We start from the raw sequence: 19148 nt of genomic DNA on the forward strand, positions 1-19148 counted from the left end.
ACGCTACCATGCACCTCAAGCTTGATAGTCACGCGACCATCGACGACGGTGACGTCGCCAGAGACCTGGGACAGGATCCGGCCGACATCGTCATATTGTCGGCGGCGGACAGCGATCTCTCGGCTTTCGGTGCGGCGCTCGCCACGATGCCGCCGGACTTCCCGAGCGTCCGGCTGACCAACCTTCTTGCATTGGGGCATCCGGCATCGGTCGATCTCTACGTCGAGCGCACGTTGCGCCGGGCCAGGATCGTTGTGCTGCGCATGCTCGGCGGCGAAAGCTATTGGCCTTATGGCGTCGACAGCTTGCGGCGGGATGCGCTTCAGCGTGGAGCATTGTTCGCCTGCATTCCCGGGGAAATGGAGTGGAACCGCGCCTTGGCCGCACGAGGGACGCTAGGTGCCGAAGACACACATGCGCTGTGGCGGTATTGCAGCGAGGGCGGGGTGGACAATGCCGGACTTGCGCTTCGTTTCGCGGCGCATCTCACGGGTTACGGGGAGCGGCCGCCGTCCGCCAGGCCAATGCCGGCAGCGGGATTTTGGCGCGGGGAGCCGCGGACAAGCGCTCAGCCAAACGCCGTTATCATCTTTTACCGTGCTCTGGTATCTGGCGGTGATACCGCGGGGATCGATGCGCTGTGCCTTGAGCTGCGCAGGCGCGGCCTCAACCCAATTGGCATCTACCTCACGAGCCTGAAGGACAAGCGCTCGCTCGCGTTCCTGCGCGCGGCGCTGGCCGCATTCCCTCCCGACATCGTGGTCAACGCCACCGCGTTTGCCACCGCGAAGGCCGGCGACAGTTCCGGCGTCCTCTCCGGCGTCGGATGCCCGGTCTTGCAGGTCGCGCTCGCCGGCATCTCGCGGAAGACCTGGGAAGCGTCACGACGCGGTCTCAATCCCCGCGATCTTGCGATGCACGTCGTCTTGCCCGAGGTCGATGGCCGCATCTTCGCCAATGCCATCGCCTTCAAGGAGCCTGGGCCGAGCCTCGGCCCCTTTACCCCCACAACCTATGTGGCGGCCGAGGATCGCATCCAGGCCACGGCCGAGCTTGCGCTCGGTTGGGTCAAGCTTCGGCAAACGCCACGCGCGGACAGGCGCGTGGCGATCGTGCTGGCGAACTATCCGAACCGCGACGGCCGTCTTGCCAATGGCGTGGGGCTCGATACGCCGCAAAGCCTGATCGAGCTGCTTTGCGCCATGGCGTCGGCCGGCTACGACATCCATGACGCGCCGCCCACGGCAGCCGATGCGATGCGCCTGCTGCAGGCGGGACCGACCAACGATCTCGTTGATCGCGCCGCAAGGAGCGGCGGCGTGTCATGGCCGCTTGCCGAGTATGAGGCCGCCTTCTCGACATTGCCGCTGAAAGTCAGGGAGGCGGTGACCACGCAATGGGGCAGTCCGGCAAACGATCCCTGCGTCGTGGGCGACGTCATCCGCCTTGGCCTGCACCCGTTCGGCAATGTCGTTATCGGCGTGCAGCCGGCGCGCGGGTACAACATCGACCCCAAGGCCACCTATCACGATCCCGATCTCGTTCCCCCGCACCATTATCTTGCGTTCTATCTCTGGCTCCGCGGCGTCTTCGCGATGCATGCCATCGTTCACCTTGGCAAGCACGGCAATCTCGAATGGTTGCCCGGCAAGAGCACGGGGCTTTCGGCCGAATGCATGCCGGACGCCGTGCTTGGTCCGCTCCCGCATCTGTATCCCTTCATCGTCAACGATCCGGGCGAGGGCATCCAGGCCAAGCGCCGCACCTCCGCTGTCATCATCGATCACCTGACACCGCCTTTGGCGCGCGCGGAGCTGCATGACGATCTCGCCCGGCTCGAAGCGATGGTCGATGAATATTCGGTCGCGGCCGATCTTGATCCCAGGCGCGCGGCGGCCATCGCCGAGGATATCCTGTCGATGGCGAGGGCAAATCGACTTGATCTTGATATCAACGTGACGCGTGACATGCCGGTCGGCGAAGCGCTCCGTGCGCTGGACGCGCATCTTTGCGATCTGAAGGAGCTCCAGATCCGCGACGGGCTGCATGTCTTCGGCTGCGCGCCGGATGAAAGCCGTTGCGCTGAGCTTGCGGTGTCGATCGCGCGCCTGCCGAGATCGGACAGCCGGCCCGAGGACGCCTCGTTGCACCGATCGTTGGCGTTCGACCTCGGCCTCGGCGAGTTCGACCCGCTGACCCGCGACCTGGCGCAAGCGTTTGCCGGACCGCGGCCGCACGCGCTTGCCGCCATCGACACCTCCCTGTGGCGCAGCAATGGCGATACCGTCGAGCGCATCGAGATGCTGGCGCTGTCGCTTGTATCAGGCAAGCGAGATCCGGACGCGTCATGGACGCGCACCACTGCCGTCTTGCGGTGGATCGAGACAAGGCTCAGGCCATCGATCCAGGCAAGCGGGCAGGAGGAGGTCGCAGCGTTCTTGCGAGCGCTCGACGGCGGATTTGTGCATCCGGGTCCGTCGGGGGCGCCGACGCGAGGACGTCCGGACGTGCTTCCGACCGGACGCAATTTCTTCGCGGTCGACGTCCGCGCCGTTCCGACGCCGTCGGCGTGGCGGATTGGCCGATTGGCGGCGGAGCGGCTGGTCGAGGCCTATTGGCAGGAAGCCGGCGAGTGGCCGCGCACGATCGCACTGTCAGCCTGGGGCACCGCCAACATGCGCACGGGCGGCGACGACGTCGCGCAGGCATTGGCGCTGATCGGCGTTCGGCCGGTCTGGGAGCAGGCGTCCGGACGCGTCACCGGGTTCGAGATAATACCGCTGTCCGAGCTCAGGCGCCCACGCATTGACGTCACCTTTCGCGTGTCGGGACTGTTTCGCGACGCCTTCCCGACGCAGATGGATATCATCGCGAGCGCTGTTGCCGCCGTGGCGTCGCTGGACGAACCTGATGACGCCAATCCGATCGCGGCCAACGTGCGAAGACGCCGGCAGGCGCTCGAAGCAAGCGGCGTCGAAAGCAAGCTCGCCGAGCGCCGCGCCACCAGCCGTGTCTTCGGCTCCAAGCCCGGGGCCTACGGAGCGGGACTACAGGCCTTGATCGATGAAGGTGGCTGGGACAGCCGCGCCGATATCGCCGATGTCTATCTCGACTGGGGCGGCTATTCCTACGGCAGCGGCGGCGAAGGAAACGGGGCGCGGGAGGACTTTGCCGATCGTCTGGCCGACGTCGATGTCGTCGTTCAGGCCCAGGACAACCGTGAACACGACATTCTGGACTCCGACGACTACTATCAGTTCATGGGCGGCCTGGCCGCGACGGTCGGAGTGTTGCGCGGCCGTTCGCCCCGAATAGCGCATCTCGACACGTCACGTCCGGAAACACCGGTAGCCAGATCGTTGTCGCAAGAGATTTCCCGTGTGGTGCGTGGCCGCGCCGCAAATCCAAAGTGGATTGCGGGCGTGATGCGTCATGGATACAAGGGCGCCTTCGAGATCGCCGCGACGGTGGATTATCTGTTCGGCTTTGCCGCCTCGACCGACGCGGTCTCGAGCCATCATTTCGATCAGCTGTTCGCGGCCTATCTGGAAGATGAGAAGGTGCGTGGCTTCATGTCGGACGCAAATCCCGCGGCGTTGCGGGAGGTGGCTGAAAGATTTTCGGAGGCCGTCAGGCGCGGGCTATGGGCGCCGCGGTCCAACCGTGCGGGTGATCTGATTTCCGAATCCCTCCGACAGCCAATCAAGGAAACCGCATGAGCGATCCAGTCGAAAATGCGAGCGACGAGAATGCGCGTCATCGCGAGAAGGCGCGCAAGCACAAGGCCGCGCGCGATAAGATCATGGCTACGAAGACCGGCGAGAAGGGCCTCTTGATCGTCCACACCGGCACCGGCAAGGGCAAGACGTCGGCGGCACTCGGCATGGTCTTCCGTCACATCGGCCATGGCTATCCGGTCGCCGTGGTGCAATTCACCAAGTCTCCGAAGTGGGACACGGGGGAAGCGCGCGTGCTGGCGAAGTTTCCCGAACTCGTCACGATGCACATCATGGGCGAGGGCTTTACCTGGGAAACCCAGGATCGCGAACGGGACATCGCGGCCGCAACGAAAGGCTGGGAGCGCGCCAAGGAATTGATCCGTGACAACCGCCATCGGATGGTTCTGCTGGATGAACTCAACATCGTGCTTCGTTACGACTATCTTCCGATCGAGGACGTTGTCGCCTTCCTGCGCAACGAAAAGCCTGCAGACAAGCACGTCGTGATCACCGGTCGCAATGCTCATGCCGCTCTGATCGAGATGGCCGACCTCGTGACGGAAATGACCCTGATCAAGCATCCGTTCCGCGCCGGAGTGAAGGGTCAGAAGGGGATCGAGTTCTGATGAGCCGACCGACGCCGGCGCTGATGATCCAGGCTACCGGCTCCAATGCCGGTAAGTCTACGATCGTCGCCGGCCTTGCGCGTGCCTTGGTCAGGCGTGGCCTCAAGGTTGCGCCGTTCAAGCCGCAAAACATGTCGAACAACGCTGCCGTTGCGGCGGATGGCGGGGAAATCGGCCGCGCGCAGGCCGTTCAGGCGCGGGCAGCCAGAATGTTGCCGAGTGTTCACATGAACCCGGTGTTACTCAAGCCGGAGACCGATACCGGCGCTCAGGTCATCGTTCAGGGAAAGCGGCGCGGTACGCTCCGCGCCAGGGACTATCTGGCAAGGAAGCCAGCGCTGCTGCCGGCCGTCCTCGAGAGCTTTTCTCACCTGGCAGGAGCGGCGGACATCGTATTGGTCGAGGGCGCGGGAAGTCCGGCCGAGGTCAATCTGCGCGATGGCGACATCGCCAATATGGGATTTGCGGAAGCCGCTGACGTCCCCGTGGTTCTGATGGGCGACATCGATCGCGGCGGCGTCATCGCAAGTCTCGTTGGCACGCACCTGCTGCTTCCGCAGGGGGAACGCGAACGAATCCGCGCCTTCATGGTGAACAAGTTTCGCGGCGATCCCCGTCTGTTCGATGATGGCCTCCGCGCGGTGTCGCAATTCACCGGCTGGCCGTCGCTCGGGGTCGTGCCCTGGCTTCCACAGGCCGCCTGGTTGCCCGCCGAGGATGCCGTCGATCTTGATCGCGCGCAGCCGTCCTCGGCGACGAGAACGATCGCCATTCCGGTGCTGTCCAGGATCGCGAATTTCGACGATCTCGATCCGTTGGGGATGGAGCCCGGCGTGCGGCTGGTGTTTGTCCGGCCCGGCGAACCGATCCCGATGGAAGCCGATGTCGTCATCCTGCCGGGCAGCAAGTCGACGATCGGAGATCTCGCCTTCCTGCGCGCCCAGGGCTGGGACATCGATATCAAGGTTCACGCGCGCAGGGGCGGCCACGTTCTCGGAATCTGTGGCGGCTACCAGATGCTTGGCCGGCTCATCGCCGATCCCGAAGGCGTCGACGGTTCGCCCGGCGTCGTCGAAGGGCTGGGTCTGCTCGATGTCACCACGACAATGAGCGCCGACAAATCAACCACGCTGGTGCGCGGCGTTCATTGTCCGACCGGAAGCCCGGTCGTGGGCTATGAGATCCACCTCGGCCGCAGCGAAGGCGCGGACTGCGCGCGCCCGCTTGTTATGGTCGACGGCCGTGCCGATGGCGCGTCGTCCACAGACGGACGGGTTCAGGGCACCTATCTGCACGGATTGTTCGCTGGCGACGCCTTCCGCAAAGCGTGGCTCTCGCGCTTTGGCATCGCCTCCTCTCTCGCCTATGAGGCGAGGATAGAAGCTGCGCTCGATGCGCTTGCGGATCATCTGGAAACGCATCTTGACGTGGATCAGATGATCAAGATTGCGCACAGCCGTCAAACGACCAGCGCCAGCGCCGCATAGGCGACCGCCTCCAGCATACAACCCGCGATCAGGACGTTGAGCGCCCTTCTGATGTCGCCAGGCTCCGCTGTCAGCCGTCCGGCCGCATTCAGGAACGGGTCGTTCACAAGCTTGTCGCCATATTGCCGGGGGCCCGCGAGCGCAAGGCCCAGCGCGCCGGCCATCGCGCTCTCGGGCCATCCCGCATTTGGCGAACGGTGCATCGACGCATCGCGCCACACGATCTTGAGCGTGCCCGTCACCGAGCCGCCGGCTATCGGAGACACCAGCGCCAGGATCAGCGCTGCGAGGCGGGCCGGAACAAGGTTCAGGAGATCGTCAAGCCTCGCCGCCGCCCAGCCGAACGATTCGTGCCTGATGGTGCGATGACCGATCATCGAGTCTGCGGTGTTGACCGCCTTGTACACCAGGAGGCCCGGCAATCCGAGGATGGCGAGCCAGAAGGCCGGCGCCACTACGCCATCGGAAAAGTTCTCCGCGCAGGATTCGATGGCGGCCCGCGATACGCCGCTGGCATCGAGCTGTCCGGTCTCGCGGCCAACGATCATGGACACCGCCCGCCTCGCGCCGGCAAGTCCGTCCGCCGCGAATTCCGCGCGCACCCGGTCCACATGCTGGTAGAGGCTGCGCTGTGCGACAAAGATCGAGGCAATGAGCCCTTGCGCGAGGAGGCCGGCGACGCTCTGGCCGAGCGCCTGCTCGATCAGCAACCCGGCGACATATGAGCCCGAAACCAGCGTAGCGACCGCCACGCAGCCGGTGGCCCTTCGCCGGGCGGCGGACCACCGCTCGTTGTTCAGGCTGCGATCGATCTGGGAAATCGCGGCGCCCATCCAGGCAACCGGATGCGGCAGCTTGCGCCACACGAGGTCCGGATCACCGATCAAGGCGTCAAACGCGAGGGCGAGGACAACGACGGTGGCAGGGTGTCCGGCCGCCATGTCATTTGGCCACGCGATCGAACTCGGAAACCATGCGCTTCAACGCCTCGGCCAGCACGGGACCGCCACACACCGTCAACTTCTCCGGGATCACGATCCGCCTGGACGCCGGATAGAAGCGTTCAAGGGCTGGATGCAGCAGGAAGGCCTTCCCCTCATCCTCGGCAAAATCGCCGCCGTCGGACACTAGCAGGAAATCGGGCCTCAGGCTGACGATTGCCTCCAGCGAGGCGAAGCCGCCCTGTTTGTAGCCGAGTTCGCTGGCGGCGTTCTTCAGGCCCACGGTCTCCAGCAAGGAACTCGTGAGACTGTCTCCCCCGGAAACATAACCGCGCCGCGACAGGGCAAGGACGCGATAGGGGCGGCGCGTCATGGCCTCCCTGGCGGCCTCGATTGCCGTATCGAGCCGCCGCACTTCGCTCTCGGCACGCTCGCCTTGCTGAAGCAGGGCGCCCATTTGACGGATCTGCTTCTTGACGCCATCAAGCGAGCGGGCGGTATCGAACTCGACGACGCGAACGCCCTTGTTCTTCAGAAGCTCCCGCGTTGCGCGCTTGGTAAAGCGGCCGGCAACGACGGCATCCGGCCGCAGCAGGAGAACGTCTTCGGCTTCGCCCGAAAGCTTTGGGAAGGCCTCGGCCTTGTCCGAATTCCAGGACCGCAGCGAATCCCGCGAATACGGACTGAGACCAAGGATCTGCTCGGGATTGGCCAGGGTCAGCAGCAGTTGATCGGTGCACAGATTGATCGACGCGATACGAGGCAGCGTCGCCGCATGCGAGTCTTGCGCGGCCATGAGCCCGCATACGAGAAAGATAGGAATGCGCGCCTTCGAAAATCGCTGCGCGGGCCTCTCGCGCTTCGCCGCGGATGATGGCAATAAGCCGTCATGGAACATGGCGGAGACCTGACGGAGGCGATTGCCCGCAACGGCGGCGACCCATCGGATTGGCTTGATCTTTCGACCGGGATCAATCCGTGGCCATGGGATGGATTGAAGGAGCTTCCCGCCAATGTCTGGTGCCGGCTTCCATCGCTTGCCGATCAGGAAGCCGCGATGTTTGCCGCGCGGAAGGCCTATGCCGTGCCCAGGAACGCCTGCGTTGCCGCCGCCGCCGGCACGCAGACGCTGATCCAGTGGATTCCGCACCTCGCTCCTCCGGGGCCGGTCGCGATATTGGCGCCCACCTACGCCGAGCATGAAACTGCCTGGAGAAGGGCGGGCCGCGAAACAATCGCGGTGAGCAATATCGCCGATGTGCCTGCCCACGCGAGAAATGTCGTCGTCGTCAATCCCAATAATCCGGACGGCCGTATCATCGGCTCCCACTCGCTTGAGCAACTTGCAGCGCGCCTGGACTCGCGCGGCGGCTGGCTGATCGTAGACGAGGCCTTTGCTGACGTCGACCCTGCGATCAGTGTGGTGGGCATGAGTGATGAGCGCCCGGCCGTCATTCTGCGCTCGTTCGGGAAGTTCTATGGACTGGCCGGTGTGCGGCTGGGTTTTGCGGTCGGCCGGCGCGACATCGTGGAGAGGATCGCGGCCAGTGTTGGACCCTGGCCGGTGTCGGGTCCCGCGCTTCACATCGGCACGGCCGCGCTGCGCGACGAGCAATGGGCCGCCGACACGCGCGCAAAGCTTGTTCGAAAGGCGCAGGACCTCGACCGCGTGCTGGTCGCCGCCGGCCTGCGGATTGTCGGCGGAACGTCGCTGTTTCGGCTCGCCGCCTGTTCGGATGCGGTGGCGCTTCACGCTCAATTGGCACGACGCCACGTCTGGTGTCGCCGGTTCGATTGGTCAGGCGAATATCTGAGGTTCGGTCTTGCTTCAAATGACGGACTCGATCGCCTGGCAACGGCACTCCGGTTGATCGAATAGCGCGCGTGCAGGAGCGCTTGATGCGCGCCCGCGCCGCGGCCCTGCCTGATCTACGCCGCCCGCGTCGTGCTGGCCGGTGCCTTCGCGGGCGCCTTGTCGACCCTCTTCGACCACGAACGGTAGTAGGCGAGCACGGTCATCAGCGCGATGCCCGCGGCGCTGACCAGGATCTGCATCCAGATGCTTTCGGAAACCTCGACCAGAATCAGATGCGCAATGACGGCGAGGAAGACGCCGGAGCAGAACACCTCGAGCGACTGCTGGCCGCACTTGATCATGGGCTGGACGATCGGCCACGCGAGCCCGGCCCAATCGCGCCGCAGGAAGCGCGTGACGAAAAAGGCCAGGACGATGAAGTGAACGACGCGATAGGGCGCGAGGTTGGTCTTGTCGTTCGGATTGAAGGCGTCATAGAGCCAGGCCGGCATCAATTGCGCGAGCTCGGGAAAGCGCCCGGCGAGCGTCATGACCAGCGCGAACAAGAGATAGGCTCCGCCCAGCACCAGGAACGCGCGCGAGCGGATGAAGCGCATGGATTCGATAGCACCGCCCAGCGCGAACCATCCGCCGAGGACGAACATGAATTGCCAGCAGAACGGATTGAAGTACCACGAGCCGGTCGGATAGGCCGGCAGGTTCCAGCCGAACTGGCGCGCCGCAAGATAGAGCAGCAATGACGCGCCGAGCGTCAGATTGGGACGCCGCAACATCGCCCAGAGCACCACGGGATAGACCAGCATCAGCACGATATAGAGCGGCAGCACGTCCATGTTGACCGGTTTGAAGGCCAGGATGAGGCCGTAATAGAGCGTCTCGGCCGGATTGTGCATGAAGCCGGCGACGTTGAACTCGTTCTCCAGGTTCGGATCGTGGTAGCGCTGCGCGAGGTAGCCGATCTCGGCGATGTAGATCACGAACAGCAGGACGTGCGCGACATAGATCTGCCAGGCGCGCTTGACGAGGCGGGTGCCGCCGACGATGAAGCCACGCTCCAGCATGATCCGCGCATAGACGAACGAGGCGGTGTAGCCGGAGATGAAGACGAAGAGGTCGGCCGCGTCGCTGAATCCGTAGTTCCGCTGCGTGATCCAGTTCACGGCGTTGTTGGGGATGTGATCGAGATAGATCGCCCAGTTGGCGAAGCCACGCAGCAGATCGAGTCGATAGTCGCGTCCGCGCGGCGGCAGGATGGCCCTGATCTGCATCGGTTCGCCCCATTCCGGCGTATTGCGAATTCCAATTTGGCAAGATGCGCGTTAGCTTACTCTAACAAGTCTAGTTGATCTGCATAGCACGAGTTTGACCAATCATCGCTGCGCCAATAAAACGCCTTGGCCTGTGATGGTTGCACCCTGTGAGCGGTCGGCTCTCCGGGATCGTCAGTGATGGTGACCGCCAATGCCCCTCTGGACCTGCGAACAATGCGGAGCACAATTTTCCGAGAGTGCTGCGCCGCCGCCTGCTTGCCCGATCTGTGAGGACGAGCGGCAGTTTGTGAACTGGAAGGGCCAAACCTGGCTGACGCGTGACGAGCTCGCCCAGCGGCACAAGCTGGTCTGGCGTGACGACCTCGGCCTTGCCGGCATTGGGCTGGAGCCATCCTTTGCGATCGGACAACGCGCGCTGCTTGTGCCCGATGGCGATGCTGTCGTCATGTGGGATTGCGTGCCGCTGGCGACGCCGGAGGCGATCGCGCATGTCAGATCGCTCGGCGGACTGAAGGCGATCGCGGTCTCGCATCCGCATTTCTATGGCGCGGTTGCCGACTGGAGCGCGGCGTTCGGCGATGCGCCGGTTTATCTGCACGGCGATGATGCGCAATGGGTGACGCGGCCATATCAGTCCGTCGTGCCGTGGCAGGGCGACAGCCATCGCATCTCCGACAACATCCTCTTGGTGCGCGCCGGCGGGCATTTCGCCGGCGCCACCGTGCTGCATTGGCGCAGCGGCGCGGACGGGCGAGGGGCGCTCCTGACCGGCGACATCGCCATGGTCGCGATGGACCGCCGCTCGGTCAGCTTCATGCACAGCTTCCCGAATTACATCCCGCTGAATGCGACCAAGGTGCAAGCGGTTGCGCGCGCTGTCGCGCCACTCGCCTTCGACCGCATCTACGGCGCCTGGTGGGGCAAGAATATCGCCGACGGCGCCAGGGCGGCGTTCGACCGTTCGGTGCGGCGCTACATCGCCGCGATCGCGGATCATGGATGAGCTCGCTGGCGCCCGCGCCGCCCGGCCCGGAGCCGCGGCAGCGTCCGCAAATCTTGTCACGAGCCGCCGCCGCGCTATATCAGGGCTTTCCAGCCACCACGCTTGCCAGAGTTGCTCATGACCACCACTGCTGCCGCCGAGTCCCAGCCCTTCCAGGCCGAAGTCGCCGAATTGCTGCACCTGATGGTGCATTCGGTCTATTCGGAGACCGACATCTTCCTGCGCGAGCTGATCTCTAACGCATCGGACGCCTGCGACAAGCTGCGCTACGAGGCGATCGCCGCGCCCGAGCTGATATCGGATGGCGCGCCGCCAAGGATCAGGATTGCGCCCGACAAGAAGGCCAACACCCTCGCCGTGATCGACTCGGGCATCGGCATGGACCGCCAGGAGCTGATCGACAATCTCGGCACCATCGCGCGCTCCGGCACCAGGTCGTTCCTGTCGAAGCTCACCGGAGCCAAGGACGGCGCCAACCTGATCGGCCAGTTCGGCGTTGGCTTCTATGCGGCCTTCATGGTCGCCGAGAAGATCGTCGTCACGAGCCGCCGCGCCGGCGCTGACGAGGTGTGGGCATGGTCGTCGGAAGGCGGCAGCGGCTTCGAGATCGCGCCGGCGAGCGAGGAGGCCGCCCAACGCGTGACGCGCGGCACCGAGATCGTGCTGCATTTGAAAAAGGACGCCGCCAAATATCTCGAGACTTACGAGATCGAGCGCATCGTGCGCGAATATTCCGACAACATCCAGTTTCCGATCGAGCTGGTGCCGGAGGAGGGCGAGCCGCGCCAGATCAATTCGGCGAGCGCGCTGTGGCAGCGGCCGAAATCCGAGCTGACGCCGGAAGACTACAAGCAGGCCTATCGGCAGATCGCCGGCGCCTTCGACGAACCGGCGATGACGCTGCATTACCGTGCCGAGGGTCGGCAGTCCTACGCCGTGCTGCTGTTCGCGCCGTCCACAAAGCCGTTCGACCTGTTCCAGGTGGAGCGCAAGGGCAAGGTAAAGCTCTACGTCCGCCGCGTTTTCATCGCCGACGACGCCGATCTGCTGCCGGCCTATTTGCGTTTCATCCGCGGCGTGATCGACAGCGAGGACCTGCCGCTCAACATCTCGCGCGAGATGTTGCAGAACAATCCGCAGCTCGCGCAGATTCGCAAGGCCGTCACCACCCGCGTGATCAGCGAACTCGAGATGCTCGGCGAGAAGGAGCCGGAGACCTTCACCAAGATCTGGGACGCCTTCGGTCCCGTCATCAAGGAGGGCCTGTGGGAGGATTTTGAGCGGCGTGAGAAGCTTCTGGCGCTGGCGCGCTTCACCACGACCTCGGGCGAGAAGCGCTCGCTGAAGCAATATGTCGACGACCTCAAGCCGAACCAGACCGAAATCTACTATCTGGTCGGTGACAGCATCGAGCGGCTGAAGTCGAACCCGAAGCTTGAATCGGCGCACGCGCGCGGCATCGAGGTGCTGCTCTTGACCGACCCGGTCGATGCGTTCTGGACGTCGGCGCCGCTCGATTTCGGCGGCAAGCCGCTCAAGTCGTTGAGTCAAGGCGATATCGATTTCGGCCTGATCCCGCTTGTCGACGACAAGGCTGAAGACAAGAAGGACGAGGCCACAGCCGATGCTGCGACGACGATCGCCGTGATCAAGGATGCGCTGGGCGAGCGCGTCTCCGACGTTCGCGCCTCGCAGCGGCTGACCTCGAGCGCGTCCTGCCTCGTCGCCGGCGGCGACGCGCGGGACCGCGCCCTTGAACGCTTGTTGGCGCAACAGAGCCGCGGCGCGGTCACCAGGCCGATCCTCGAGATCAATTTGCGCCATCCGCTGGTCGCCGCGCTCGTGGCTGACAAGACACAGGCAAAGGATCTGTCGTTCCTGCTGCTCGAGCAGGCCCAGATCCTCGACGGCGAAATGCCCGACGATCCCGCGGCGTTCGCGAGCCGCGTCAACCAGCTCGTGCTGCGGGGTTTGGCGAGGGGGTAGAGCCTCGTATCCCTGTCGCGTGGCCCTCCTATCCCGTCATCCTGAGGCGCGAGCAGAGCGAGCCTCGAAGGATGCACGGCCCGGCTCGGGCAGCCGGGGCCGTCGTACTTCGAGACGGCCGCTGTCGCGGCCTCCTCAGCATGACGGTACAAGTCTGTAACCCGGATTTCGCTTCGCTCCTGGGCTACGCCAGAACCCGATTCCAAACTGATCCGTATCTGCTAGACCATTCCGCAAAGGCGAATTCGGCGGCACCATGACGACTGACGGCAGCGAGATCTTCTACGGCGGCATTCCGGTGTTTCGCGGCTTTACCAGCCTGATGGATCCGGCGCTGTACGCGCCCTTGCCCGGCGACTGGACCGTCGGCGTCGCCGACATCGTGGAATCGACCAAGGCGATCGCCGCGCGGCGCTACAAGGCGGTCAACGTGGCCGGGGCCGCGGTCATCGCCTCCATCACCAACGCGCTGGATGGCCGGGAATTCCCGTTCGTGTTCGGCGGTGACGGCGCGAGCTTCGCGGTCGCGCCGTCCGATTTCGCCAGGGCCCGCGAAGCGCTGGCGGCGACCGCGGCTTGGGTTCGCGACGATCTCGAGCTTATGATGCGTGTGGCGCTGATACCGGTCGCGGCGATCCGCGCCGCCGGCGCCGATGTGCGCGTCGCGCGCTTCGGGCCGTCGGCCAATCTGTCCTACGCGATGTTCTCCGGCGGCGGCCTGGCGTTCGCGGACGCGGCGATGAAACGCGGCGAGTTCGCCGTCGAGCCGGCGCCGCCGGGCACGCAGCCCGATCTCTCCGGGCTGTCGTGCCGCTTCGAGGAGATGCCATCCGCCCGCGGCGTCATCCTGTCGGTGCTGGTGATGCCGGCGCGAGGAGCTGACCCCGCGGCGCTCCGCGTGGTGATCGAGGATATCATCGAGCGAGTGGAGCGGAGTCCCGATGGGGCGCGGCCGGTGCCCTCCGCCGGTCCGCCGCTGCGCTGGCCGCCGCAAGGGATCGAGTACGAGGCGCGTGCCGCGCGCGGCGGCTCGCTCGCAAAGCGGCGCGCGATTGCGCTCGTGTTCACGCTGTGGGCCTATGTCGTGATGCGCTTCGGCATCAAGGTCGGCAACTTCGTGCCGAAGACCTATGTGCGGCAGGTCGTCGAGAATTCCGACTTCCGCAAATATGACGACGGGCTGCGTATGGTGCTGGATTGCACGCCGGAGCTTGCGGCCGAACTCGAGCAGCGTCTTATGGCCGCGGCCTCACAAGGCATCGTTCGCTACGGGCTGCATCGCCAGGACGCCGCCATGATGACCTGCTTCACGCCCTCGGTGATGCGCAGCGACCATGTGCATTTCATCGATGGTGCCCGCGGCGGCTACGCGTCCGCGGCAACCGCGCTGAAGGCAAGCACGGGGTAGCGAATTTTCTCGACCACAGCCCGCTCGCGAGGAGAGTCGCGATTCAAGCGTGGCTTGAAGTGCGGGTGAGGGGATTCTCGCGGGCTCGATGCTCAGTAGAGCATGATCCGGAAAAGTGCGTAGCGGTTTTCCTCGCGACAAACGCGTAGCGCTTGCGCGGAGATCATGCTCAAACAAGGACCTGAAGCGCGATGACGAGTCGGCCTAATCTCATCGCGCTCTAGTGTCGTGGAGAGAGAGCCCCTCATCCCGACCTTCTCCCCGCGGGCGGGGAGAAGGAGAAGAGACAATGCCTACCGTCCCACCCGCGTCCAGGTCTCGCCGCCGCAGAGTGCGCCGACGCAGCCTTCGACGCGCAGCGTTCCGTCGCCGGGCGCGGTGATGCTGCTGGCATAGGTGCCGCCGTCGTCGGCGTTGTAAATCTGCCCCGACCATTTGTTGGCGGCAACGGCGTGCATGCCGGAGAACAGCCGCAGCCCGATGATCGGCCGGTTGGCCAGTGACGGATTGGGATTCTTGTTGTCGACCTGCGGCTTGCCGGTCGCAGGATTGATCGGCTCGCGCAGGCTCACGACCACGCCGCAGATGCCGCCGCCGCATTTGCTGACCTTGACGTGGGCGTCCCCGGCCTGGGTCTGCCAAATGCCGGTAGGCTCAGCCGCGCTTTGCGCGTGCGCGGCAGGTGCGGCGAGCGCCGCTAGAACGATCGCGATCACATATCCGAATCTGCAAGCCATGACTCATTCCCCAAGAAGCGGGGCCTGCGTAACAAGTCGGCTAATTCCTGCAATCTCATATTCGCGCGATCATGGTGTGATTCCGCAAGGGCGGGCTTTCGAAAAAAAGATCGCGCTCGCAAAACACCTGGCAGGCTGAAAATGAGTCGCTTTGACCGCGAACACAACCGAATCTGTGAACCGAACGCATTGCACGCGGATCGGGAACGCTGTTCTCTTTTTCGGCAGACTGCGGAGAGCATGATCTCCGCGCAGACGCTTCGCGTTTGTCGCGAGGGAAAACGTTACACACTTTTCCCGATCATGCCCTAGCTCCACCGGGTCAGCCTGATGGTAAGCGCGGTAGTGAGGCCGAACACCACCATCGCACCTCCGACCAGCGCGAACAACGTCCACGCCGGCGCGCCAGAGATCGTGAGCCACCAGCCGCCGATGGCGACAAGGAGAAGCCGAACCGTCCCGGCGAGCACGGGCCCGCCAACCTTCGCCGCGCCTTGCGACGAGAAGTAAAGGCAGACGCCGATGCCGAAGAAGCCGAACGCCGGACCGGCCAGTGCGAAGTACGAATACGCTGCGGCGGTGACGCCGGGATCGTTGGTGAACAGCGAGACCCAGAGCGCGGGCTTGACCGCAACCACCGCGCCGACGAGCCCGACGATCAGGCCCGCGACGGCGGCGGCGGTCCATGTCACGTGGCGCGCGCGTGTGACAAGGCCCGCGCCGATCGCCATGCCGACCATCGGCACCGAGGCGACGCCGACCGCAAACGCGATCGGGATCAGCAGAAACTCCAGCCTCGAGCCCATGCCATAGCCGGCCAGCGTCTCGGTGCCGAAGCCCGCCAGGATTTTTGTGAAGATCAGGATTGTCAGCACGCTCTGCAGCGGCGACAGGCAGGAGATCGCGCCGACCTTGAGGATGTCGACGAACATGGCGCGCTGGAAGCGGAAGGCGGCGAAATCAAGCTTCAATCGGCTGCGGCCGCTCGCGAGATACCAGGCAAGGAAGATCGCGCCCAGCGAGAATGCGGAAAGCTGGCCGGCCGCGACGCCGCGCATGCCGAAGCTCGGCACGCCGAACAGCCCGAGGCCGAACACGCCGCCGATCGCGACCTGAACCATCGAGACCGCGATCAGCGTCAACGACGGCGTGCGCATGTCGCCGGTGCCGCGTACCACCGAGGCGAGCGTGTTGACCAGCCAGATCGAGATCGCTCCGGAGAACAGCACCTGCGAATAATGCATCGATTGCTCCAGCACGCCGCCGCGCCCGCCGAGCAATGCGTAGAAGTTGCGGCCGAAGCCCAGCATCATCGCGGTGAAGAACAGCCCGGCGCAGGCGCCGATCATCGCAGCATGCAGCGCCAGATCGGCGGCGCGGTCGCGGTCGCCGGCGCCGAGCGAGCGGCTGATCGCGGAAGAGACGCCGCCGCCCATCGCGCCTGCCGACATCATCTGTGTCAGCATCGCGAACGGGAACACCAATGCGATCCCGGCGAGCGGCTCGGTGCCAAGCCGACCGATATAGGCGGTCTCGGCCACCGCGACCAGCGTGCTGCCGAACATCGCGATGGTATTCGGAATCGCAAGCCTGAGCAGCGTGGGCAGGATTGGCGCGGTCAGCAAATCGTCGACAGGCGCGGCAACGGGCACGGCGGAGCGACGCATGTCGATCGAGGCATCAATGGTCATGCGTCATTGCTCAAAGCGACAGGGGCTTCACTAAACCGACATGTCCGCGAGCTCGCTTCGGCTCTCCCGCAAGTGGGAGAGTGGGTGCAGTTCCTTCGCGGCTTGCAGTCTGATGTCACGACGTCACCGTACTTCGATAAATGATGATCGACATACTACGCGGCGCGTCAGATATAGGCCACCTGCGCCGGCGCAGGGGTCACCATGGCAGGCCGCATAGGTCGATCCTGCCCTGGCGCGGAGCGCGCACGATGTCGTAGACGAACGGCGCCATGGCCTCGAAGCGGATTGGCCCCGAAGATTGCTCGCATGTGACCCCGCCGGTGAAGGGATGCCAGGCGCGCGCCTGGTAGAAGGCGAAATTATGCGGCTCGCAGAACAGTAGCGCGAACTTTACCGCTTCATTGGCGCGCATGGTCTGCACCGCGGCGTCGATGGCGAGGCTGGCATAGCCGCGCCGCCGGCAGTCCTCGCGGGTCGCAACGCCGCCGATACCGCCGATATGCACCTTGTGGCCGTTCCAGGTGACGGTTCGAAAATACACGCCGACATGACAGGCGAGGCCGCTGTCGTCGGGCGCGTCGATCAGCACGCGCAAGTCCGGATGAGCCCATTCAATATGCGCCCAGGGCAATTTTTCGACGATATGACGACCCCAGACCGCCTGGTGCAGCGGTTTGGCCCGAGGCCATGATGCGTCTCCATTGAGGACGTCGATCTCGATGTTCATGTCCCGGCCCCCATGCTCGATCGGTCATACACGATCCGAAAATGCGGTATTTAAGCGCGATGGAACCTTCTATAAGGGGGTCCCGTTAAGTGTAGTCTCCCACCACTGTTGGACATCACCCCATGACCTTCACGCTACCCGATCTGCCCTACGCCCATGACGCCCTTGCGCCCTACATGTCCAAGGAAACGCTGGAGTTTCACCACGACAAGCATCATCAGGCCTACGTCACGAACGGCAACAACGCGATCAAGGGGACCGAATTCGAAGGCAAGTCCCTCGAGGAGATCGTCAAGGGCTCGTTCGGCAAGAACGCGGCCGTCTTCAACAATGCCGGGCAGCACTACAACCACATTCACTTCTGGAAATGGATGAAGCCGAACGGCGGCGGCAGCAAGCTGCCCGGCCGCCTCGAGAAGAAGATCAACGAGGACCTCGGCGGCTTCGAGAAGTTCAAGACCGATTTCGCCGCCGCCGGCGTCGGCCAGTTCGGCTCAGGCTGGTGCTGGCTCCAGGTCAAGGGCGGCAAGCTCGAAATCTCCAAGACCCCGAACGGCGAAAACCCGCTGGTGCACGGCGCGATCCCGATCCTCGGCTGCGATGTCTGGGAGCACTCCTACTACATCGACTACCGCAATCGCCGCCCGGATTACCTGAAGGCGTTCGTCGAGAATCTCGTCAACTGGGACCATGTCGACGAGATGTTCGGCAAGGCCGGCTGATCGCATTGACCGTCGCTTCGCGCTCGACCTCTTCACCCTCCCCCTCCGGGGAGGGTGAATTTTAGGTAGGGCGTCTGACGCTTCTCACACCAGCGGGGGCAATGGTGGGCAACGCGGCAAGCTATCTTCTTGTCTTCTTCGGCGGCGGACTCGGCGCGACGCTGCGTCATCTGATCAACATTGCCTGCGCGCGCTGCATCGGAACCGGGTTTCCCTACGGCACCTTCATCATCAACATCACGGGCTCGACCGTGATGGGCCTGATTGCCGGCTACCTTGCTTTGAAGGGCGAAGCCTCGCAGCCCTGGCGGCTGTTCGTGATGACGGGAATCCTCGGCGGCTACACCACATTCTCCGCCTTCTCGCTCGATGCCGCGCTGCTCTACGAGCGCGGCGAGCTCGCGCCCGCAGCGTTCTACGTGATGGGCTCGGTGATCCTCTCGATCACGGGATTGTTCGCGGGATTGGCGGTCGTCAGGCACCTCACGTGAGTTCAAAATGTAGGATGGATTAGCAAGGCGTAACCACCACCGTCACGCCAACGGCCTTCGGTGGAGGAGGATTGCGCTGGTGGGTTACGCCTTCGGCTAACCCCCCCTTCGACTGCGCTCGCAAGATCGAATTTCACGTGACGGATCAATGCGACTCTCGATGTCCAGTCCTTGCCGAAAAAACATTCCGCTTCGCGTTTCACCCAAATCAGTCGTTTAATCCGCCCGTCTCACCCGATTGAGGGGCGCGTCGCGATCGTCACGGGTGTTGGGTTGAGATGCGGTGGACGCGGCGGCACACGAGGCGAATGTGCCGAGGCGGACGGCGAAGTCGTGTGGTCCTGACGCCCCAGTGGCTGGTGTTAAGTCCTTCAGAAGCTCACGCTTCTCTGGGGCGACGGTGGCAACAAAGCCCGGTCTCACCGAGGAGAGCGCGAAGTAAGCCGTAAAACCATCGCGCAGGGAAAGCCGGGTTGTTTCCGGTTACACCTGTGGTCCTACCCCCGGTGCTTTTTGTTGC

General features: G+C 64.3%; 15 protein-coding genes. 9 read left to right on the forward strand and 6 right to left on the reverse strand.

The annotated features are described in order from the left end of the window. The first annotated feature begins 8 nt into the window (after positions 1 to 8). From cobN to JQ553_RS33680, 3 genes are read left to right on the forward strand one after another with little or no spacing between them, the layout of a single operon-like run. Positions 9 to 3719, forward strand: coding sequence for a cobaltochelatase subunit CobN (gene cobN, locus JQ553_RS33670; protein WP_212504381.1), 3711 nt, complete (start codon positions 9 to 11; stop codon positions 3717 to 3719). Further along, positions 3716 to 4345 (forward strand): cob(I)yrinic acid a,c-diamide adenosyltransferase, encoded by a 630-nt coding sequence (gene cobO, locus JQ553_RS33675; RefSeq protein WP_212504382.1) that lies wholly within the window; start codon positions 3716 to 3718, stop codon positions 4343 to 4345. The genes cobN and cobO overlap by 4 nt, the downstream gene beginning before the upstream one ends. Beyond that, positions 4345 to 5832: a cobyric acid synthase gene (locus JQ553_RS33680; protein ID WP_212504383.1), complete on the forward strand. Its 1488-nt coding sequence runs from the start codon at positions 4345 to 4347 to the stop codon at positions 5830 to 5832. The genes cobO and JQ553_RS33680 overlap by 1 nt, the downstream gene beginning before the upstream one ends. Here JQ553_RS33680 and cbiB read toward each other — a convergent pair. Both cbiB and JQ553_RS33690 read right to left on the reverse strand, forming a co-directional pair. After that, the gene (cbiB, locus tag JQ553_RS33685; RefSeq protein WP_212504384.1) at positions 5805 to 6773 is read right to left on the reverse strand and encodes an adenosylcobinamide-phosphate synthase CbiB; all 969 of its coding nucleotides are present in this window, start codon (positions 6771 to 6773) and stop codon (positions 5805 to 5807) included. The two genes, JQ553_RS33680 and cbiB, sit on opposite strands and share 28 nt — an antisense overlap. A gap of 1 nt (position 6774) precedes the next feature. Then, on the reverse strand, positions 6775 to 7569 hold the full coding sequence (locus JQ553_RS33690; protein ID WP_212504385.1) for an ABC transporter substrate-binding protein: 795 nt from the start codon (positions 7567 to 7569) through the stop codon (positions 6775 to 6777). Between the two features lie 93 nt (positions 7570 to 7662). Here JQ553_RS33690 and cobD point away from each other — a divergent pair, with 93 nt between their 5' ends. After that, positions 7663 to 8652: a threonine-phosphate decarboxylase CobD gene (gene cobD / locus JQ553_RS33695; RefSeq protein WP_212504386.1), complete on the forward strand. Its 990-nt coding sequence runs from the start codon at positions 7663 to 7665 to the stop codon at positions 8650 to 8652. A gap of 50 nt (positions 8653 to 8702) precedes the next feature. Here cobD and JQ553_RS33700 read toward each other — a convergent pair whose 3' ends face one another. Next, positions 8703 to 9857 (reverse strand): OpgC domain-containing protein, encoded by a 1155-nt coding sequence (locus JQ553_RS33700; protein WP_212504387.1) that lies wholly within the window; start codon positions 9855 to 9857, stop codon positions 8703 to 8705. Positions 9858 to 10050: 193 nt separating this feature from the next. Between JQ553_RS33700 and JQ553_RS33705 the strand changes: the two genes are divergently transcribed. The 3 genes from JQ553_RS33705 to JQ553_RS33715 all read left to right on the forward strand — a co-directional run bounded on the left by JQ553_RS33705 (position 10051) and on the right by JQ553_RS33715 (position 14257). Then, positions 10051 to 10863 (forward strand): MBL fold metallo-hydrolase, encoded by an 813-nt coding sequence (locus tag JQ553_RS33705; RefSeq protein WP_212504388.1) that lies wholly within the window; start codon positions 10051 to 10053, stop codon positions 10861 to 10863. Between the two features lie 117 nt (positions 10864 to 10980). Further along, the gene (gene htpG, locus JQ553_RS33710) at positions 10981 to 12849 is read left to right on the forward strand and encodes a molecular chaperone HtpG (RefSeq protein WP_212504389.1); all 1869 of its coding nucleotides are present in this window, start codon (positions 10981 to 10983) and stop codon (positions 12847 to 12849) included. 256 nt (positions 12850 to 13105) lie between these two features. After that, entirely contained in the window at positions 13106 to 14257 is a 1152-nt protein-coding gene (locus JQ553_RS33715; protein WP_212504390.1) for a DUF3095 domain-containing protein, read from the forward strand. A gap of 293 nt (positions 14258 to 14550) precedes the next feature. On the opposite strand, the gene JQ553_RS33720 is transcribed toward JQ553_RS33715, so the two are convergent. From JQ553_RS33720 to JQ553_RS33730, 3 genes are all read right to left on the reverse strand, one after another. Further along, the gene (locus JQ553_RS33720; RefSeq protein ID WP_212504391.1) at positions 14551 to 14994 is read right to left on the reverse strand and encodes a DUF2147 domain-containing protein; all 444 of its coding nucleotides are present in this window, start codon (positions 14992 to 14994) and stop codon (positions 14551 to 14553) included. A 308-nt stretch (positions 14995 to 15302) separates the two neighbouring features. After that, the gene (locus tag JQ553_RS33725; protein ID WP_212504392.1) at positions 15303 to 16685 is read right to left on the reverse strand and encodes an MATE family efflux transporter; all 1383 of its coding nucleotides are present in this window, start codon (positions 16683 to 16685) and stop codon (positions 15303 to 15305) included. A 199-nt stretch (positions 16686 to 16884) separates the two neighbouring features. Then, entirely contained in the window at positions 16885 to 17415 is a 531-nt protein-coding gene (locus JQ553_RS33730; RefSeq protein WP_212504393.1) for a GNAT family N-acetyltransferase, read from the reverse strand. A 122-nt stretch (positions 17416 to 17537) separates the two neighbouring features. Between JQ553_RS33730 and JQ553_RS33735 the strand changes: the two genes are divergently transcribed. Continuing rightward, on the forward strand, positions 17538 to 18137 hold the full coding sequence (locus JQ553_RS33735) for a superoxide dismutase (protein ID WP_212504394.1): 600 nt from the start codon (positions 17538 to 17540) through the stop codon (positions 18135 to 18137). Positions 18138 to 18238: 101 nt separating this feature from the next. Next, a complete protein-coding gene (gene crcB / locus JQ553_RS33740) occupies positions 18239 to 18628 on the forward strand; it encodes a fluoride efflux transporter CrcB (protein ID WP_212504395.1) in 390 nt (129 codons plus the stop codon). The last annotated feature ends 520 nt before the right edge of the window (positions 18629 to 19148 follow it).

It is taken from the genome of Bradyrhizobium lablabi (assembly GCF_018131005.1).
Taxonomy (GTDB): domain Bacteria; phylum Pseudomonadota; class Alphaproteobacteria; order Rhizobiales; family Xanthobacteraceae; genus Bradyrhizobium; species Bradyrhizobium lablabi_D.

Excerpts from the sequence above, each read along its gene's own strand:
- cobN (WP_212504381.1), top strand. The coding sequence starts at position 9 with ATGCACCTCAAGCTTGATAGTCACGCGACCATCGACGACGGTGACGTC.
- cobO (WP_212504382.1), top strand. The coding sequence starts at position 3,716 with ATGAGCGATCCAGTCGAAAATGCGAGCGACGAGAATGCGCGTCATCGC.
- JQ553_RS33680 (WP_212504383.1), top strand. The coding sequence starts at position 4,345 with ATGAGCCGACCGACGCCGGCGCTGATGATCCAGGCTACCGGCTCCAAT.
- cbiB (WP_212504384.1), bottom strand. The coding sequence starts at position 6,773 with ATGGCGGCCGGACACCCTGCCACCGTCGTTGTCCTCGCCCTCGCGTTT.
- JQ553_RS33690 (WP_212504385.1), bottom strand. The coding sequence starts at position 7,569 with ATGGCCGCGCAAGACTCGCATGCGGCGACGCTGCCTCGTATCGCGTCG.
- cobD (WP_212504386.1), top strand. The coding sequence starts at position 7,663 with ATGGAACATGGCGGAGACCTGACGGAGGCGATTGCCCGCAACGGCGGC.
- JQ553_RS33700 (WP_212504387.1), bottom strand. The coding sequence starts at position 9,857 with ATGCAGATCAGGGCCATCCTGCCGCCGCGCGGACGCGACTATCGACTC.
- JQ553_RS33705 (WP_212504388.1), top strand. The coding sequence starts at position 10,051 with ATGCCCCTCTGGACCTGCGAACAATGCGGAGCACAATTTTCCGAGAGT.
- htpG (WP_212504389.1), top strand. The coding sequence starts at position 10,981 with ATGACCACCACTGCTGCCGCCGAGTCCCAGCCCTTCCAGGCCGAAGTC.
- JQ553_RS33715 (WP_212504390.1), top strand. The coding sequence starts at position 13,106 with ATGACGACTGACGGCAGCGAGATCTTCTACGGCGGCATTCCGGTGTTT.
- JQ553_RS33720 (WP_212504391.1), bottom strand. The coding sequence starts at position 14,994 with ATGGCTTGCAGATTCGGATATGTGATCGCGATCGTTCTAGCGGCGCTC.
- JQ553_RS33725 (WP_212504392.1), bottom strand. The coding sequence starts at position 16,685 with ATGACCATTGATGCCTCGATCGACATGCGTCGCTCCGCCGTGCCCGTT.
- JQ553_RS33730 (WP_212504393.1), bottom strand. The coding sequence starts at position 17,415 with ATGAACATCGAGATCGACGTCCTCAATGGAGACGCATCATGGCCTCGG.
- JQ553_RS33735 (WP_212504394.1), top strand. The coding sequence starts at position 17,538 with ATGACCTTCACGCTACCCGATCTGCCCTACGCCCATGACGCCCTTGCG.
- crcB (WP_212504395.1), top strand. The coding sequence starts at position 18,239 with ATGGTGGGCAACGCGGCAAGCTATCTTCTTGTCTTCTTCGGCGGCGGA.